14 protein-coding genes are annotated in these 19,098 nt (G+C 61.4%); all 14 read right to left on the minus strand.

Features of this window, described 5'->3' with window-relative positions:
- Positions 1-41: 41 nt before the first annotated feature.
- The 14 genes from eno to rseP all read right to left on the minus strand — a co-directional run bounded on the left by eno (position 42) and on the right by rseP (position 19,076).
- Positions 42-1,331, minus strand: coding sequence for a phosphopyruvate hydratase (eno, locus tag BW992_RS01265; protein ID WP_072387925.1), 1,290 nt, complete (start codon positions 1,329-1,331; stop codon positions 42-44).
- A 154-nt stretch (positions 1,332-1,485) separates the two neighbouring features.
- Positions 1,486-2,331, minus strand: a complete 846-nt coding sequence (gene kdsA / locus BW992_RS01270; protein WP_072387927.1) for a 3-deoxy-8-phosphooctulonate synthase — start codon at positions 2,329-2,331, stop codon at positions 1,486-1,488.
- Positions 2,332-2,335: 4 nt separating this feature from the next.
- Complete coding sequence (locus tag BW992_RS01275) at positions 2,336-3,967, minus strand: CTP synthase (RefSeq protein WP_072387929.1); 1,632 nt, start codon at positions 3,965-3,967, stop codon at positions 2,336-2,338.
- Between the two features lie 274 nt (positions 3,968-4,241).
- The gene (gene tilS / locus BW992_RS01280; protein WP_072430848.1) at positions 4,242-5,570 is read right to left on the minus strand and encodes a tRNA lysidine(34) synthetase TilS; all 1,329 of its coding nucleotides are present in this window, start codon (positions 5,568-5,570) and stop codon (positions 4,242-4,244) included.
- 134 nt (positions 5,571-5,704) lie between these two features.
- Positions 5,705-6,652 (minus strand): acetyl-CoA carboxylase carboxyltransferase subunit alpha, encoded by a 948-nt coding sequence (locus BW992_RS01285; RefSeq protein WP_072387933.1) that lies wholly within the window; start codon positions 6,650-6,652, stop codon positions 5,705-5,707.
- Between the two features lie 150 nt (positions 6,653-6,802).
- Complete coding sequence (gene dnaE, locus BW992_RS01290; protein WP_072387936.1) at positions 6,803-10,324, minus strand: DNA polymerase III subunit alpha; 3,522 nt, start codon at positions 10,322-10,324, stop codon at positions 6,803-6,805.
- Between the two features lie 231 nt (positions 10,325-10,555).
- Positions 10,556-11,200: a ribonuclease HII gene (rnhB, locus tag BW992_RS01295; protein WP_165887910.1), complete on the minus strand. Its 645-nt coding sequence runs from the start codon at positions 11,198-11,200 to the stop codon at positions 10,556-10,558.
- Positions 11,201-11,211: 11 nt separating this feature from the next.
- A complete protein-coding gene (gene lpxB / locus BW992_RS01300) occupies positions 11,212-12,342 on the minus strand; it encodes a lipid-A-disaccharide synthase (protein WP_076405356.1) in 1,131 nt (376 codons plus the stop codon).
- Positions 12,343-12,344: 2 nt separating this feature from the next.
- Positions 12,345-13,121: an acyl-ACP--UDP-N-acetylglucosamine O-acyltransferase gene (lpxA, locus tag BW992_RS01305; RefSeq protein WP_072387942.1), complete on the minus strand. Its 777-nt coding sequence runs from the start codon at positions 13,119-13,121 to the stop codon at positions 12,345-12,347.
- Positions 13,118-13,558: a 3-hydroxyacyl-ACP dehydratase FabZ gene (fabZ, locus tag BW992_RS01310; RefSeq protein WP_072387944.1), complete on the minus strand. Its 441-nt coding sequence runs from the start codon at positions 13,556-13,558 to the stop codon at positions 13,118-13,120. The genes lpxA and fabZ overlap by 4 nt, the downstream gene beginning before the upstream one ends.
- Positions 13,559-13,665: 107 nt before the next feature.
- Positions 13,666-14,721, minus strand: a complete 1,056-nt coding sequence (gene lpxD, locus BW992_RS01315; RefSeq protein WP_076405358.1) for a UDP-3-O-(3-hydroxymyristoyl)glucosamine N-acyltransferase — start codon at positions 14,719-14,721, stop codon at positions 13,666-13,668.
- 3 nt (positions 14,722-14,724) lie between these two features.
- Positions 14,725-15,228: an OmpH family outer membrane protein gene (locus BW992_RS01320; protein ID WP_024779019.1), complete on the minus strand. Its 504-nt coding sequence runs from the start codon at positions 15,226-15,228 to the stop codon at positions 14,725-14,727.
- Positions 15,229-15,273: 45 nt separating this feature from the next.
- Positions 15,274-17,649 carry an outer membrane protein assembly factor BamA gene (bamA, locus tag BW992_RS01325; protein WP_072387948.1) on the minus strand — a complete coding sequence of 792 codons (2,376 nt, stop codon included), beginning with the start codon at positions 17,647-17,649 and terminating at the stop codon, positions 15,274-15,276.
- A 74-nt stretch (positions 17,650-17,723) separates the two neighbouring features.
- Positions 17,724-19,076, minus strand: coding sequence for a sigma E protease regulator RseP (rseP, locus tag BW992_RS01330; RefSeq protein ID WP_072430846.1), 1,353 nt, complete (start codon positions 19,074-19,076; stop codon positions 17,724-17,726).
- Positions 19,077-19,098 lie beyond the last annotated feature (22 nt).

The following is a 19,098-nucleotide window of genomic DNA, read 5'->3' on the forward strand; positions in this document are numbered from 1 at the left end:
ACTTTTCCGACACAATCCGCTGTCTTTTTACCATTTACCGCTTAACCGCGAAACTCGGCACGACCGTTGTACTTGGCCTTGCCATTCAACTGCTCTTCGATACGCAGCAGTTGGTTGTACTTGGAAACGCGGTCGGAACGGCACAGCGAACCGGTCTTGATCTGGCCCGCCGCGGTGCCCACCGCCAGGTCGGCGATGGTCGAATCCTCGGTTTCACCGGAGCGGTGGGAGATCACGGCGGTGTAGCCGGCAGCCTTGGCCATCTGGATGGCTTCCAGGGTCTCGGTCAGGGTGCCGATCTGGTTGAACTTGATCAGGATCGAGTTGGCGATCTGCTTGTCGATGCCCTCTTTCAGGATCTTGGTGTTGGTCACGAACAGATCGTCACCCACCAGCTGGGTCTTGGCACCGATCTTGTCAGTGAGGATCTTCCAGCCAGCCCAGTCGGACTCGTCCAGGCCATCTTCGATGGAGATGATCGGATAACGCTCGGTCAGGCCCTTGAGGTAGTCGGCGAAACCTTCGGCGGTGAACACCTGGCCTTCGCCGGACAGGTTGTACTTGCCGTCTTCGAAGAATTCACTGGCGGCGCAATCCAGGGCCAGGGTCACGTCGGTGCCCAGCTTGTAGCCGGCGTTGGCCACGGCTTCGGAGATGACTTTCAGGGCGTCTTCGTTAGAGGCCAGGTTCGGTGCGAAACCGCCTTCGTCGCCCACCGCGGTGCTCAGGCCGCGTGCCTTCAGCACTGCCTTGAGGTGATGGAAAATCTCGGTGCCCATGCGCAGGCCTTCGGAGAAGGACTTGGCGCCAACCGGCTGCACCATGAACTCCTGGATGTCGACGTTGTTGTCGGCATGCTCGCCGCCGTTGATGATGTTCATCATCGGCACCGGCATCGAGTAGACGCCAGGGGTACCGTTGAGGTTGGCGATGTGCGCGTACAGCGGCAGGTCCTGGTCCTGGGCAGCGGCCTTGGCGGCGGCCAGGGATACGGCGAGGATCGCGTTGGCGCCCAGGGAGGCTTTGTTCTCGGTACCGTCGAGCTTGATCATGGCCTGATCGAGGGCTTTCTGGTCGGCAGGGTCCTTGCCCAGCAACAGGTCGCGGATCGGACCGTTGATGTTGGCGACGGCTTTCAGCACGCCCTTGCCCAGGTAACGGCTCTTGTCGCCATCACGCAGCTCCAGCGCTTCGCGCGAGCCAGTGGAAGCACCGGACGGCGCGCAGGCGCTGCCGATGATACCGTTATCGAGAAGCACGTCCGCTTCGACAGTGGGGTTGCCACGGGAGTCGAGAACTTCACGACCTTTGATGTCGACGATTTTTGCCATTGTTGTAAACACTCCAAAGTTGACGAAAACGACGCAGCGAGAGGAAATCTTTTACCGTCGGCGGGAAGACAGCAGCGGGCAGGCTTGCCGACGATAACGCCCGGCCCGCAGGCCAGAGCGTTTGTCGAGCGGTACTTTACCGGAGAAAACCGGGTTACGCGGTTTCTATCGTCGGAAAACCCTTGACCAGCTCATCCAATGCCTTGAGCTGAGACAGGAATGGTTCCAGCTTGTTCAAGCGCAAGGCGCAAGGACCGTCGCACTTGGCATTGTCAGGGTCCGGGTGGGCCTCCAGGAACAGGCCCGCCAGGGACTGGCTCATGCCGGCCTTGGCCAGGTCGGTCACCTGGGCGCGGCGTCCGCCAGCGGAGTCGGAACGACCGCCAGGCATCTGCAGCGCATGGGTGACGTCGAAGAACACCGGATACTCGAACTGCTTCATGATGCCGAAGCCGAGCATGTCCACCACCAGGTTGTTGTAGCCGAAGCTGGAGCCGCGCTCGCACAGGATCAACTGGTCATTCCCGGCCTCTTCGCACTTGCTCAGGATGTGTTTCATTTCCTGGGGCGCGAGGAACTGGGCTTTCTTGATGTTGATCACCGCGCCGGTCTTGGCCATCGCGACCACCAGGTCGGTCTGGCGCGACAGGAAGGCCGGCAGCTGGATGATGTCGCAGACCTCGGCGACGACCGCAGCCTGATAAGGCTCGTGGACGTCGGTGATGATCGGCACGCCGAAGGCTTGCTTGATGTCCTGGAAGATCCGCATGCCCTCTTCCAGGCCCGGGCCACGGTAGGAAGTCACCGACGAGCGGTTGGCCTTGTCGAAGCTGGCCTTGAAGACGTAGGGGATGCCCAACTTCTGGGTCACCTTCACGTATTCCTCGCACACCTGCATCGCCATGTCGCGGCTTTCCAGCACGTTCATGCCGCCGAACAGCACCATGGGCTTGTCGTTGGCAATCTCGATGTCGCCGACGCGGATGATCTTCTGGGCCATCGTCTTATGCCTTTTTCCGGTGTTGAGCCAAAGCGGCCTTCACGAAACCGCTGAACAGCGGGTGGCCGTCCCGTGGCGTCGAGGTGAACTCGGGATGGAACTGGCAGGCCACGAACCATGGATGATCCGGGGATTCCACCACTTCCACCAGCGCGCCGTCACCGGAGCGACCGGAAATCTTCAGGCCCGCCTCGATCAGCTGCGGCAGCAGGTTGTTGTTCACTTCGTAGCGATGACGGTGACGCTCGACGATCACGTCCTTGGCATAGCACTGGTGCACCAGGGAGCCTGGCTCGAGCAGGCATTCCTGGGCGCCGAGGCGCATGGTGCCACCCAGGTCGGAGGCTTCGGTACGGACTTCGACGGCGCCGGTGGCATCTTCCCACTCGGTGATCAGGCCCACGACCGGGTGGCCGCTGGCACGATCGAATTCGGTGGAGTTGGCGTCCTTCCAGCCCATCACGTTACGGGCGAACTCGATGACGGCCACTTGCATGCCCAGGCAGATGCCCAGGTATGGCACCTTGTTTTCACGTGCGTATTGGACGGCGGTGATCTTGCCTTCCACGCCCCGCAGGCCGAAACCGCCCGGTACCAGGATCGCATCGGCGCCTTCCAGCAGGCCGGTGCCCTGGTTCTCGATGTCTTCGGAATCGATGTAGCGCAGGTTGACCTTGGTGCGGTTGCTGATGCCGGCGTGACTCATCGCCTCGATCAGCGATTTGTATGCATCCAGCAATTCCATGTACTTGCCGACCATGGCGATGGTGACTTCGTGCTCCGGGTTGAGCTTGGCATCGACCACGGCGTCCCATTCGGACAGGTCGGCGCCAGCGCATTGCAGGCCGAAACGCTCGACGACGAAATCGTCCAGGCCCTGGGAGTGCAGGATGCCGGGGATCTTGTAGATGGTGTCGGCGTCTTCCAGGCCGATGACCGCGCGCTCTTCAACGTTGGTGAACTGGGCGATCTTGCGGCGCGAAGAGATGTCGATCGGGTGGTCGGAGCGGCAGATCAGCACGTCCGGCTGCAGGCCGATGGACCGCAGTTCCTTGACCGAATGCTGGGTCGGCTTGGTCTTGGTTTCGCCGGCGGTGGCGATGTACGGCACCAGGGTCAGGTGCATGAGCATCGCACGCTTGGCGCCGATTTCGAAACGCAACTGGCGGATAGCCTCGAGGAACGGCTGGGACTCGATGTCGCCCACGGTACCGCCGATCTCCACCATCGCCACGTCGGCATCGCCGGCACCCTTGATGATGCGGCGCTTGATTTCGTCGGTGATGTGCGGAATGACCTGGATGGTCGCACCCAGGTAGTCACCACGACGTTCCTTGCGCAGCACGTGCTCGTAGACGCGGCCGGTGGTGAAGTTGTTGTTCTGGGTCATGGTCGTGCGGATGAACCGCTCGTAGTGGCCCAGGTCCAGGTCGGTCTCGGCGCCGTCGTGGGTGACGAACACTTCGCCGTGCTGGAACGGGCTCATGGTGCCCGGGTCGACGTTGATGTACGGGTCCAGCTTGAGCATGGTGACCTTAAGTCCCCGCGCCTCCAGGATGGCCGCCAATGAAGCCGAGGCAATGCCTTTCCCCAATGAAGAAACAACACCGCCCGTGACGAATATGTAGCGCGTCATGAAAAACCCTAGAAGTCTGCGTTAAAGCGGTCCGAGCCGCCGGGGAAAGCGAAGGAAGGCCGAAGCCCCCGATCACCTGCATTAATCACAGTGCACCTTTCAAAAAAACCGCCGCGTTGGGACAGACCGGAGGTGAAATCACCGGTACGTTGCTCGCTACACATTTTTTGGAATCGCCCAGCAAAGACTGCTTGGTAATCGGCAACTCCTGCAATTCAGGCGAATCCACAGAAGTTGTATCAAGAAGGGAGCGTAGTCTACCGGAAAGCCCCTTTCAGCTCAAACCCAGATCTTGTCCCGATGGTTGCCAGCCCAATCGCCAGGTGCCATCGCGGTCGCCATCCAGCCCTGGCAGGTTGGCCACCGCCAGCAGTTGCCCGCCCCGGTACAGCAGCGGCAATCGGCCGCGAACGAAGGCCGGCACGCCCCTCTCGTTGAGCAAGCGCTTGAGATCCCGATGGCCACGCCCGGGCAGCTCCATGACCTCGCCACCTTGACGATAGCGCAGGCAAAGCGGGCCGGCAGGAGGGCTGCCGACAAGGAACACCCGGCCATTTCCTGGCAACCGCACGAAATCAGCCGCCTCTGGCCACTCGACGGTGCCCGAGACGGGACGCAACCAGTGGTCGGATAACCACCAGGCTCGTCCGCCGGCCCGATGCAGCTCACCTGCGGCCAGTCGCCAGACAGGCCGCGCGTCGTCCGCTGCGTCGCGCAGTGACTCCCAGCCGGCCCAGTGGTCACTGTCGGGCAACGTCGTCTGCGTCGCCAGCCAATGGCTCAAGGCGTTGCGTTGCCGGGCCGGCGACAATGCCTGAAGAGGCGCGAGTTCCAGCGAAGGCAGCCCAAGCCAGTCGAACGCTCCAGGCGTCATGGCCCGGGCCAGGTCGATCCGTGCCAGGTCATCGAGCAACCCCTGGGCCTCACCCAGATGCGCGGCGCTGCGAGCCAGGGTCATCGAAGCCTGGGGCCATTGCTCGACCAGCCGCGGAAAGACCCGTTGGCGCAGGTAATTGCGTGCGTACCGCTGATCGTCGTTGGAGGGGTCTTCGATCCAGCTCAGGCCCTGTTGCGTCGCATAGGCCTGCAGCTCGGCCCGAGACACCTCCAGCAGCGGCCGCAGCAGATGCCCCTGGCCCAGCGGACGCTGCCTCGGCATGGCCGACAGGCCCCTGGCTCCTGCCCCTCGCAGCAAACGAAACAACAGGGTTTCGGCCTGATCGTCGCGGTGCTGGGCAACGAGCAGCGCTTCATTGCCGTGGGTCGCCGCGGCGAAGGCTTCATAACGCGCGTCCCGGGCGGCACGCTCGATGCTGGCGCCGGGCTTGACCTGGACATGAACCACCTGCAACGGGACCTCAAGGGCCTCGCAGACCGAACGACAGTGGTCCGGCCAGGTGTCAGCCACAGCCTGCAGGCCATGATGGACATGGATCGCGCAGAGCGTTGGCAGGGAATGGCTTTTTGAGAGAGACGCGAGCAGGTGCAACAGGACGGTGGAGTCGAGACCGCCGGAGAAGGCGATGCGCCAAGTGGTGGCGTTGCGCCAGGGGGATAACTGTGTGAGGAGCCGGGTTGGCAGATCAATCCTGGACGGGTTCATAGAAACTGACCTTCACACAAATCGAATGTGGGAGCGGGCTTGCTCGCGATAACGGTGTTTCAGTCAACGTATCTGTTGAATGTTAAACCGTTATCGCGAGCAAGCCCGCTCCCACACAGGGTACAGCGCTCGGATCAGAGGCCGTAGCTCATCAACCGCTCATAGCGACGGGCCAGCAACGCGTCGTTGTCGAACTTCTTCAGCATCGCCAACTGCGAGCTCAGCTCGGCACGAATCAATGCCGCGGCTGCGGCCGGATCGCGGTGGGCGCCGCCCACGGGTTCGTTGATGACCTTGTCCACGATTCCAAGGCCTTTGAGGCGCTCGGCGGTGATGCCCATGGCTTCGGCGGCATCCGGCGCTTTCTCGGCGGTTTTCCAGAGGATCGAGGCGCAACCTTCCGGCGAGATCACCGCGTAAGTGGAATATTGCAGCATGTTCAACTGGTCGCAGACACCGATAGCCAATGCACCACCGGAACCACCCTCACCGATCACGGTGGCGATGATCGGGGTTTTCAGCCGTGCCATTACCCGCAGGTTCCAGGCAATCGCTTCGCTCTGGTTGCGCTCTTCGGCATCGATCCCCGGATAGGCGCCCGGCGTGTCGATGAAGGTCAGGATCGGCATCTTGAAGCGTTCGGCCATTTCCATCAGGCGGCAAGCCTTGCGATAACCTTCAGGACGCGGCATGCCGAAGTTGCGGCGTACTTTCTCGCGAACTTCGCGGCCCTTCTGATGACCGATCACCATGACTGGCTTGTCTTCCAGACGGGCCACACCACCGACAATCGCGGCGTCGTCGGCAAAGTGACGGTCGCCGTGCAGCTCATCGAATTCGGTGAAGATGTGTTCAATGTAGTCCAGGGTGTATGGACGACGGGGATGACGTGCCAGGCGCGCGATCTGCCAACTGGTCAACTTGCCGAAGATGTCTTCGGTGAGCGTGCGGCTTTTGTCCTGCAGACGAGAGATTTCATCGCCGATATTCAGCGAATTGTCATTACCGACCAAGCGCAACTCTTCGATCTTGGCTTGCAGGTCGGCGATCGGCTGTTCGAAATCTAGAAAATTCGGGTTCATAGGCGTCCGTCTTGGGTCGACGTCCAAGAGAGCTTGGGCCGGCCGGTTGTCTATTCGCGCCCTACCTTAAGGGAGAGGCGCGTTCAGGTCGAGATTAAAAATTCGGGTTGAGGTCAGGGGTGCTCTGGGTCCAAGAGTGGCCCCTGGCCGTCAACGGTATTGGAGGAAGACGTTGTCTTTGCCGAACTGGTCACGCAAGGCTTGAATCAACGCATCCGCCGGATCGATCCGCCAGCCTTCGCCGAACTGCAGCACGGCCTTGGCGTCGGGGCGCACGTACTCCATGGTGATCGGGCAGGCACCGCGATGGCGAGTGAACAACTCTCCCAGCCAGCGTAGCTGATCGCCCTTGAGGTCCTGGGTCTGCAACTTCAGGCGCAAGCTCTCGGCCAGGTTGGTACGGGCATCCTCCATGCTCATCACCCGCTTGACCCTCAACCGCAGGCCACCGGAGAAGTCGTCATTGCTCACCTCGCCTTCCACCACCACCATGGCGTCGGTCTGCAACAGCGACTGCGCGGAGTGGAACGCATCGGCAAACAGCGAAGCCTCGATGCGCCCGGAGCGGTCGTCCAGGGTGATGAACCCCATCTTGTCGCCCTTCTTGTTCTTCATGACCCGCAGGGCAATGATCATACCGGCGACCGTCTGCGTATCGCGGGCCGGCTTCAGGTCGATGATGCGCTGGCGGGCGAAGCGGCGGATCTCGCCTTCGTACTCATCGATCGGGTGGCCGGTGAGGTACAGCCCCAAGGTGTCCTTCTCGCCCTTGAGGCGCTCCTTGAGGGTCAGCTCCTTGGCCTTGCGATGATTGCTGTAGACGTCGGCATCTTCCTCGACGAACAGACCGCCGAACAGGTCGGCATGGCCACTGTCGTGGGTACGGGCCGTCTGCTCGGCCGCCTTGATCGCTTCCTCCATGGCCGCCAGCAATACCGCGCGGTTGCGGTCGATGTTGGCTTGATAGGCCTTGGGCTCATCATGGAAATAAGGCCCCAGGCGATCCAGCGCGCCGCTGCGGATCAAGCCGTCGAGGGTGCGCTTGTTGATGCGCTTGAGATCGACCCGGGCGCAGAAATCGAACAGGTCCTTGAACGGCCCGTCCTGGCGCGCTTCGGTGATGGCTTCCACCGGCCCCTCGCCCACGCCCTTGATCGCACCCAGGCCGTAGATGATGCGGCCTTCGTCGTTCACCGTGAACTTGAACTCCGAAGCGTTCACGTCCGGCGCGTCGAGGCGCAACTTCATGGTCCGCACTTCTTCGATCAAGGTCACGACCTTGTCGGTGTTGTGCATATCCGCCGACAGGACGGCTGCCATGAACGGTGCCGGATAATGCGCTTTGAGCCAGGCAGTCTGGTAGGAAACCAGGCCATAGGCGGCAGAGTGGGATTTATTGAAGCCGTAGCCGGCGAACTTTTCCACCAGGTCGAAGATGTTGCCGGCCAGGTCCGCATCGATGCCGTTGTTGGCGCAGCCCTCGATGAAGCCACCGCGCTGCTTGGCCATTTCCTCGGGCTTCTTCTTACCCATCGCCCGGCGCAGCATGTCCGCGCCGCCGAGGGTATAGCCCGCCATCACCTGGGCAATCTGCATCACCTGTTCCTGATACAGGATGATGCCGTAGGTCGGAGCCAATACCGGCCTGAGACCGTCGTACTGGTAATCGGGGTGCGGATACGCCAGCTCGGCACGACCGTGCTTACGGTTGATGAAGTCATCCACCATGCCCGATTGCAGCGGGCCCGGACGGAACAGGGCCACCAGAGCGATGAGGTCTTCCAGGCAGTCGGGCTTGAGCTTCTTGATCAGTTCCTTCATGCCACGGGATTCGAGCTGGAACACCGCCGTGGTTTCGGCTTTCTGCAGCAGGTTGTAGGTCGGCTTGTCATCCAGCGGAATGAAGGCGATATCCAGGGGCTCTTCGCCTGCCCTGGCCCGGTCGCGGTTGATGGTTTTCAATGCCCAGTCGATGATCGTCAGGGTCCGCAGCCCCAGGAAGTCGAACTTCACCAGGCCCGCTGCCTCGACGTCGTCCTTGTCGAACTGGGTCACCAGGCCATCGCCCTCTTCGTCGCAGTAGATCGGCGAAAAGTCGGTCAGCTTGGTCGGCGCGATCACCACGCCACCGGCGTGCTTACCGACGTTGCGCACCACGCCTTCGAGCTTGCGGGCCATTTCCCAGATTTCCGCTGCCTCTTCATCGACCTTGATGAAGTCCCGCAGGATTTCTTCCTGCTCATAGGCCTTTTCCAGGGTCATGCCGACTTCGAACGGAATCATCTTCGACAGGCGATCGGCCAGGCCATAGGACTTGCCCTGCACCCGCGCCACGTCCCGCACCACCGCCTTGGCCGCCATGGAACCGAAGGTGATGATCTGGCTTACGGCGTTGCGGCCGTATTTCTCCGCCACGTAGTCGATCACCCGGTCGCGGCCATCCATGCAGAAGTCGACGTCGAAGTCGGGCATGGATACCCGTTCCGGGTTGAGGAAACGTTCGAACAGCAGGTCGTATTCCAGGGGGTCGAGGTCGGTGATCTTCTGCACGTAGGCCACCAGCGACCCCGCACCCGATCCACGGCCCGGGCCTACCGGCACGCCGTTATTCTTGGCCCACTGGATAAAGTCCATCACGATCAGGAAGTAACCGGGGAAGCCCATCTGGATGATGATGTCCAGTTCGAAATTCAACCGGTCGACATAGACCTGGCGCTTGGCTTCGTAATCTTCGGTCGTGTCCTTGGGCAGCAGGACGCTGAGGCGTTCCTCCAGGCCGTCGAAGGAAACCTTGCGGAAATACTCGTCGATGGTCATGCCATCGGGAATCGGGAAGTTGGGCAGGAAGTGCTTGCCCAGCTTCACTTCGATGTTGCAGCGCTTGGCGATCTCGACGGTGTTTTCCAGCGCCTCGGGCAGGTCGCTGAACAACTCGGCCATTTCCTCGGCGCTCTTGAGATACTGCTGGTCGCTGTAGTTCTTGGGCCGGCGCGGGTCGTCGAGGGCGCGGCCTTCGCCGATGCAGACGCGGGTTTCGTGGGCCTCGAAATCCTCCTGCTTGATGAAACGCACGTCGTTGGTGGCCACCAGCGGCGCGCCGATCCGGTCGGCCAATGCAACGGCGGCATGCAGGTGCTCTTCATCGTTGGGCCGGTTGGTACGCTGAACTTCGATGTAGAAGCGATCCGGGAATACGTCCATCCACTCCCGGGCCAGGGTTTCGGCTTCCTCGTTGTTCCCGCTGAGCAGCGCCAGGCCGATTTCGCCCTCCTTCGCCGCCGACAGCATGATCAGGCCTTCGCTCGCCTCGGCCACCCATTCGCGCTCGATGATGATCGAGCCGTTGCGCTGGCCATCGATGAAGCCCCGGGAAATCAACTCGGTGAGGTTGCGATAGCCCACGGCATTCATCACCAGCAGGCTGATACGGCTCAACGGCGCGTCCGGATCCTTGCTCGCCAGCCACAGGTCGGCACCACAGATCGGCTTGATTCCGCCGCCCATGGCCGCCTTGTAGAACTTGACCAGCGAACACATGTTGTTCTGGTCGGTGACCGCCACGGCAGGCATGTTCATGCCCGCGAGGGTCTTGATCAGCGGCTTGATCCGCACCAGACCATCGACCAGGGAGTATTCAGTGTGCAGGCGTAGATGAACGAATGAAGCCGGCATAGTGATCCTGCGTTAAGTCATGAGAACAACAAGGCCCGGATTGTACCGGGCCTTGGGTAAAACATCAGCCATGAGTGTCCAGCCGCGAACACGGCATTTGTGGCGAGGGTTTTGTCCCGGTTGGGCGCGAAGCGGTCCTTGAACCTGAAATCCCGTTACGTTTGACAGACTTTGGGACTGCTTCGCGGTCCAGCGGAAACCAATCCCCTCGCCACAGAAGCAGCGTTTGCATCAGGAAACAGGGCACTGACTGTTCGCGATCACCCCTTCACGGGCCTCATAGGCCAACCGCACCGGGGCGAAGGAACGCCGATGGATAGGCGTCGGCCCCAGGCGTGCCAGGGCCTCCAGATGAACGGGGGTCGGATAGCCCTTGTGGCTGCCGATGCCGTACCCCGGGTAGATCAGTTCGAAGGCGGCCATTTCCCGATCACGGCTGACTTTCGCCAGGATCGACGCCGCCGCGATCGCTGGAACCTTGCCGTCGCCCTGGATGACGGCTTCGGCGCGCATCGACAGTTTCGGGCAGCGGTTGCCATCGATCATCGCCAGTTTCGGCGTGATGTGCAGCCCTTCCACCGCACGCTGCATGGCGAGCATGGTGGCGTGCAGGATGTTCAACTCGTCGATCTCCTCCACCTCGGCCCGAGCGATGCACCAGCTCAGGGCCTTCTCGCAGATTTCATCGTAGAGTTTTTCGCGACGGGCCTCGGTGAGCTTCTTGGAGTCGTCAAGACCCAGGATTGGCCGGTTCGGGTCGAGAATCACCGCTGCCGTCACCACCGCGCCGCACAGCGGGCCGCGCCCAACCTCGTCGACACCGGCCACCAGTTCTTCCACCTCGGCCACCAGGTTGAAGTCCAGGCCCAGTTGTATCTTCGAATGGCTCATGGTTTTGCGCCGACCAGGGTCAGTACTGCATCCGCCGCCTGGTTGGAGGCGTCGCGACGCAGGGTACGGTGAATTTCATCGAAGCCACGAGTCTGCTCCTCGCCGCCGTCGATCAAGGGTAGCAGTGTACTGGCCAGCGCCTCGGGCGTCGCCTCGTCCTGCAGCAACTCCGGCACCAGCAGACGCTGGGCCAACAGGTTGGGCAGGGAGATGTAAGGGCTCTTGACCATACGCTTGAGAATCCAGAACGTCAGCGGCGCCAGGCGATAGGCGACCACCATGGGGCGTTTGTACAACAACGCTTCAAGGGTAGCAGTCCCGGAGGCAATCAACACGGCATCGCAGGCTGCCAGCGCCTGGTGGGAGCAGCCATCGAGCAACGTGACCGGCAGATCGCGTCCGGCCAGCAAGGCCTCGAGCTGGACCCGCCGTTGCGGGCTGGCACAGGGCAGGACGAAACGCACGTCGGGGCGTATCGCCTGCATGCGTTGGGCAGCGTCGAAGAACACGCTTGCCAGACGACTGACTTCGCCGCCCCGGCTGCCGGGCATCAAGGCCACCAGCGGACCGTCGGGAAGGCCCAGCGCCCGGCGGGCCTGGTCGCGATCAGCCTCCAGGGGAATGGTGTCGGCCAGGGTGTGACCGACAAACCGTACCGGCACGCCTTTCTCTTCGTAGAATCGGGCTTCGAAGGGCAGCAACGTCAGCATCAGGTCGCAGCCTTCGCGAATCTTCAGCACCCGCTTCTGCCGCCAGGCCCAGACCGACGGGCTGACGTAATGCACCGTCTTGATCCCGGCCTGACGCAACTTGAGTTCGATGTTGAGGGTGAAATCCGGCGCATCGATGCCGATGAATACATCCGGCTTTTCACCGATCAGGGTCTGGATGAGCCGCTTGCGCCGGGCCAGCAATTCCCGCAGGCGGCCGAGCACTTCTACCAGCCCCATCACCGACAGACGCTCCATCGGAAAATAGGAGGCCAGCCCCTCGGCCTGCATCAACGGTCCGCCAACACCGATGAACTCGACCGCCGGATGCTGCGCCTTGAGCGCACGCATCAGGCCCGCGCCCAGGATATCGCCGGAAGCCTCCCCCGCCACCAGCGCAACACGCAAGGTAGCCATGGTCAGCGGGTGATGCCGCGGGTCGAGGACTGGATGGAGTCGCGGAATATCGCGACTTCCGGGAACTGGGTCGCCGCTTCGGCCAACTCGGCCAACGCCTGCTCGACGGTCAGCCCCTGGCGATAGACGACCTTGTAGGCACGACGCAACGCCGCGATCGCCTCTTCGCTGAAGCCACGACGGCGCATGCCTTCGAAGTTCATGCTGCGGGCTTCGGCCGGATTGCCGAACACCGTGACATAGGCCGGGACGTCCTTGCCAATGGCGGTGCCCATGCCGGAAAAGCTGTGGGCACCGATGTGGCAGTACTGGTGTACCAGGGTGAAGCCGGACAGGATCGCCCAGTCGTCCACGTGTACATGGCCGGCCAGCGCGGTGTTGTTGACCAGGATGCAGTGGTTGCCAATAACGCTGTCGTGGCCGATGTGGGCATAGGCCATGATCAGGTTGTGGTCACCCAGGGTAGTTTCGGAACGATCCTGTACAGTGCCGCGGTGGATCGTCACGCCTTCGCGGATCACGTTGTGATCGCCGATGACCAGGCGGGTCTCCTCGCCTTTGTACTTGAGATCGGGGGTGTCTTCGCCTACCGAGGAAAACTGGTAGATGCGATTGTGCCGGCCGATCCGGGTCGGCCCCTTGAGAACTACGTGGGGCCCGATCACCGTGCCCTCGCCGATTTCCACACCTGCGCCGACAATCGACCACGGGCCGACCTCGACATCGGCGGCCAGAACGGCCGTCGGATCGATGATTGCGCGAGGGTCGATCAAACTCATAGTTTGCGTTCCGCACAAATGATTTCAGCGGAGCAGACCGGCTTGCCATCGACCGAAGCCTGGCATTCGAACTTCCAGATCTGGCGCTTGCAACTGATGAACTTGGCTTCGAGGATCAACTGGTCGCCTGGGGTCACCGGCTGGCGGAAACGCAGTTTGTCGGAGCCTACGAAATAGTAGAGCGTGCCGTCGGCGGGTTTCACGTCCATGATCTTGAAACCGAGGATCCCGGCAGCCTGGGCCATTGCCTCGATGATCAGCACACCCGGCATGATTGGATGCGCGGGGAAATGGCCATTGAAGAACGGCTCGTTGATGCTGACATTCTTGTAGGCGCGAATGCGCTTGCCTTCGACATCCAGCTCCACTACCCGATCCACCAGCAGGAACGGGTAACGGTGAGGCAGGTATTCGCGAATCTCGTTGATGTCCATCATTTCGGGAGGAAGCCTATGTAAAGATTGGGAGCGCGGATTGACGCGCACTCCGCTGGCAAATCAAGGAGGCAGTCTAGCGGCTGTGCACACTTGATATGGAAATGGTATCAGCCATCTGATGAAGCATTACCGTCAGGGGTCACGTCCCCTACACGCTTTTCCAGCTGTCGCAGACGTCGCGCCATGTCGTCGAGCTGACGAATCCGGGCCGCGCTCTTGCGCCATTCGGCCGCCGGCTGCATCGCCGTTCCGGAGGAATAGGCGCCCGGCTCGGTAATCGAGTGGGTCACCATGGTCATGCCGGTCAGGAAAACGTTGTCACAAATGTCGATGTGCCCCACCAGCCCTACGCCACCGGCGAGCATGCAATGCTTGCCGATCTTGGTGCTGCCGGAAATGCCCACGCAGGCGGCCATGGCCGTGTGATCGCCGACCTGGACGTTGTGGGCAATCTGGATCTGGTTGTCGAGCTTGACGCCGTTGCCGATGATCGTGTCTGCCAACGCACCGCGGTCGATGGCCGTATTGACGCCGATCTCCACATCGTCGCCGACGGTCACGCCACCGATCTGGGCGATCTTCTGCCAGACACCCTTCTCGTTGGCAAAACCGAACCCTTCGCCACCCAGCACCGCGCCGGATTGAATCACTACCCGCTTGCCGATGCGCACATCGTGATACAGGGTGACCCGGGGGGCCAGCCAACCGCCCTCGCCGATCTCGCTACGCGCGCCGACGAAGCAGTGAGCCCCCAGGGTGACCCCCGCACCGATGCGCGCCGCACTCTCGATGACCACGAAAGGCCCGATGCTGGCGGTAGGATCCACCACGGCATCGGCGGCGATCACCGCGCTGGGATGAATGCCGGCAGGTGCCTTGGGCTTGGGGTCGAACAGATGGGAAATCCGTGCATACGCCAGGTACGGGTCGGGCACGATCAGGGCGTCACCATGGAACCCCTCGGCATCGCCAGCCTTGAGCAACAGCGCGGCAGCGCGGCTGTCTGCAAGGTACTTTCGGTACTGGGGATTTGCCAGGAAGCTCAACTGAGCTGGGCCAGCCTCTTGTAAAGTGGCCAGCCCAGTAATTGCCTTCTCCGGGTCGCCACGCAGGGTGGCGCCGAGGAACTCGGCCAGCTGGCCAAGCTTGATAGTCGCTGTCATGGATTACTTCAGCTGATTCATGCGCTCGATGACCTGGCGCGTGATGTCGTACTGAGGCTTGACATCGATCACTGCGCCACGCTCGAACACCAGGTCAAAACCACCCTTCTTGATGACTTCTTCCACGGCGCTGTCGAGCTTGGGCTTGAGCTGCTTGAGCATTTCACGGTCGGCCACGGCTTTCGCTTCGTTCAACTCCTTGGACTGGAACTGGAAGTCACGGGCCTTTTGCTTGAACTCGAGCTCCAGGCGCTCACGCTCGCCCTGGGCCATCTTGTCGCCACCGGCCACCAGACGATCCTGGATGCCCTTGGCGCTGCTTTCCAGGCTCTTGAGCTTGGTCAGCTGCGGGCCGAACTTCTTCTCGGCATCCACGGCGTATTTCTTAGCCGCGTCGGATTCCAGCAGGGCCATCTGATAGTTCAGCACGGCGATCTTCATGTCGGCAAAAGCCGGACCTGCGACCAGTACGGTCGCCAGGAGAACCAATTGAGTCAACTTACGCACGATGTACTCCTACAAAATCCATTGTCGTTATCTTGGGGCAGACGCTTAGAACGTCTGGCCGAGGGAGAATTGGAACACTTGGGTTTCAGCGTCATCCGGTTTCTTGATCGGCATCGCCAGGGCGAAGCTCAAAGGACCGAGCGCGGTGACCCAGGTCACGCCCACACCAACGGAGCTGGCCATGTTGCTCAGGCTGATGTCGTTGCACTGAGTGTTGGACCTGGTGCCGTTGGCGTTGGTAGTGTCGCTGCACTTGGAGTCGAATACGTTACCCACGTCCCAGAATACCGAGGTACGCAGGGAGCGCTGATCCTTGACGAACGGCATCGGGAAGAGGACTTCCAGACCACCCTGGATAAGGACGTTGCCACCGAACGGCAGCGGATCCTGATCCGGGTCTCTGATGGTGCCCGGGTTGTTACCCCGGCTCGGCGTACTGCGTGGACCCAGGGTGCTGTCCTTGAAGCCACGCACCGAGTTGAAACCACCGGCGTAGTAGTTCTCGTAGAACGGCAGGCCGTCAGTGGAACCGTAGCCGTCACCATAGCCCAGCTCGGTGTGCAGGCGCATGGTGTAGTTATCGGACAATGGCTGGAACAACTGGCCCCGGTAGTCGAGTTTGAAGAACGACAGGTCGCTGCCAGGGGTGGTGGTTTCGAACACCAGGCTCTGGGAATGACCGCGGGTCGCCAGCACACCTTTGTTCAGGGTCGACTCGGACCAGCCGGCGGACGCCTTGAAGTTCAGGTAGCTGTCGCCTTCCTTGTTAACGAAGTCGAAGATCTCGTCGACGGTGTAGCGACCGGTGTTGATCTTGTCCTGCTGGGCGGTGAGGCCGAAGGTCAGGCGCGAGGTCTCGCTGATCGGGTAGCCGATGTTGGCGCCCACACCGTAGCTGTCCACCGCATAGCTGGAGATGTCCGAGTCCAGCTCGTCGTAGTCGGTGGTGCGATAGAAGGCGTTGTAGCCCAGGCTCACCCCGTCGGCGGTCCAGTAGGGGTCCACGAAGCCGAAGTTGTAGCGGGTCTGGTATTCGCTGCGGGTCAGGCCGACGCTGACCCTGTTACCGGTACCCAGGAAGTTGTTCTGGGTGATCGAACCACCCAGGATCAGGCCCGCGCTCTGGGCGAAACCGACGCTGGCGGTGATGGAGCCGGACGCCTGCTCCTCGACGCTGTAGTTCACATCGACCTGGTCATCGACGCCCGGTACCGCCGGGGTCTCGACGTTGACTTCCTTGAAGAAGCCCAGGCGTTCCAGGCGGGTCTTGGACTGGTCGATCAGGTAGGTCGAAGCCCAGCCACCTTCCATCTGGCGCATTTCACGACGCAGTACCTCGTCCTCGGACTTGGTGTTGCCACGGAAGTTGATGCGGTTGACATAGGCACGCTTGCCCGGGTCAACGGCGAAGGTGATATCGACGGTATGGTCTTCGTCGTGAGGCTGCGGCACGCCGTTGACGTTGGCGAAGGTATAACCTTCGTTACCCAGGCGGCGGGTGATCAGCTCGGACGTAGTGGTCATCAGCTTGCGCGAGAACACCTGGCCCTTCTGCACCAGCAACAGCGACTTGACCTGGTCTTCCGGCACCTTCAGGTCACCACTGAGCTTGACGTCGCGAACGGTGTATTTATCGCCCTCGTTGACGTTGACAGTGATGTAGACGTGTTTCTTGTCCGGCGTGATGGACACCTGGGTCGAGGCGATGTCCATGTTGATGTAGCCCCGGTCCAGGTAATAGGAACGCAGGCGCTCCAGGTCACCGGACAGTTTTTCACGGGCGTACTTGTCGTCGTTCTTGAAGAACGACAGCCAGTTGGTGGTCTTGAGTTCGAACAGGTCGATCAGGTCTTCATCGGGGAAAACCGTATTGCCCACCACGTTGATGTGCTGGATGGCCGCCACGGTGCCTTCGTTGATGTTGACCTTCAGGCCGACACGGTTACGTGGCTGAGGAACCACTTCGGTGTCGACGGTGGCCGAGTAGCGGCCCTGGGCCACGTACTGGCGCTGCAGTTCGTTACGCACGCCTTCGAGGGTCGCGCGCTGGAAGATCTCGCCTTCGGCCAGACCGGATTGCTTGAGACCTTTCATCAGGTCTTCGGTGGAGATCGCCTTGTTGCCTTCGATCTCGATGCTGGCGACCGACGGCCGCTCGACAACCGTAATGACCAGGACATTGCCATCACGGCCCAGCTGGATATCTTGAAAGAAGCCGGTCTTGAACAGCGCACGAGTGGACTCCACCAGGCGCCGATCATCCGCCTGCTCGCCGACGTTCAACGGCAAGGCACCAAAGACGCTACCCGCGGAGACCCGCTGGAGGCCGTTGACGCGAATATCAGAGATAGTGAAGGACTCGGCGTGAACTTCGGCGATCATCAACACGGTAATAACCGCGGTTAGCAGCAGACGTTTCATGAAGTCCTTTCTTATTCCAACTGGCAATAAACAAACTGCCGCAAAATGCGGCAGATTCGCAATTCAGCGAAGCGTTACAGACGACCCAGATCGTTGACCAGGGCAAGCAACATCACCCCGACCACCAAGCTGATCCCGATCTGTATCCCCCAACCTTGAACCCGATCCGACAAGGGACGACCACGCGCCCACTCGATCAGATAGAACAGCAGATGCCCCCCATCCAGCACCGGGATAGGCAGCAAATTCAGAACCCCCAGGCTAATGCTCAGATAAGCAAGGAAATTCAGGAAATCAGCAACGCCCGACTGGGCAGAAGCGCCCGCCACTTTAGCAATGGTTATCGGTCCACTCAAGTTTTTTACCGAGAGCTCGCCGAACAACATTTTCTTGAGCGAATCGAGGGTCAGGACGCTCATGGTCCACGTACGACGCGCACCCTCGCCAATCGCAGCGACAGGACCGAAGCTGACCTCGCGAATCATCTCTGGCGGCCAGTCGACAGCCTTGACGCCAGCGCCCAGGTAGCCGTTCGGCGCCTTGCTCTCGCCCCGCGCGCCCAAGGTGACAGGGACGTCAATTGGAGCACCATCACGCTCGATGCGCAGCACAATCTTGGTATCAGGACGTACACGAACCGCATCCACCACCTGCTGCCAGTCACCGACCGGCTGCCCATCGAGGGCCAGCAGGCGATCACCGGTCTTCAGGCCCGCGGCCTGGGCCGGGCCCTTCGGATCGAGCTCGGCCAATATCGGCGGCAGCGCCGGACGCCAGGGGCGAATACCCAGGGAGCGGATCGGATCCGGCTCATCGGCGCCCTTGAGCCAGTTGTCCAGCACCAGTTCCCGAGGCGAATCCGTGGTCGAGCCCTCGTCGCGCACCATCAACTGCAACGAGCCACTTTCGCCCAGGCGACGCACCAACTGCAGGTTGACGGCGGCCCAGCCGGAAGTGGGCTCTCCATCGATCGCCACGATCTCCTGGCCAGGGCTCAGCCCGGCCCGTGCGGCCACGCTACCGGCCTCTACGCCACCGATGACCGGCCGCACCTGCTCGCTGCCCAGCATGGCCAGCGCCCAGAAAAACACCAGGGCCAACAGGAAGTTGGCGACGGGCCCCGCCGCCACGATGGCGATGCGCTGACGAACGGTCTTGCGATTGAAGGACTGATGCAGCTGATCGGCGGGCACTTCACCTTCGCGCTCGTCCAGCATCTTCACGTAGCCGCCCAGGGGGATAGCCGCCACGACGAACTCGGTGCCGCTCTTGTCATGCCAGCGTAGCAAGGGCATGCCGAAGCCGACGGAAAAACGCAGCACCTTGACGCCACAGCGACGCGCGACCCAGAAATGACCGAATTCGTGAAAAGTGACCAGCACACCCAGTGCAACCAGGGTGCCGACAATCATATAGAGCGCGCTCATCTGCTTTCTCCGCAATCCAGTC

Origin of the sequence: Pseudomonas sp. 7SR1 (genome assembly GCF_900156465.1) — a bacterium.
Classification (GTDB): Bacteria; Pseudomonadota; Gammaproteobacteria; order Pseudomonadales; family Pseudomonadaceae; genus Aquipseudomonas.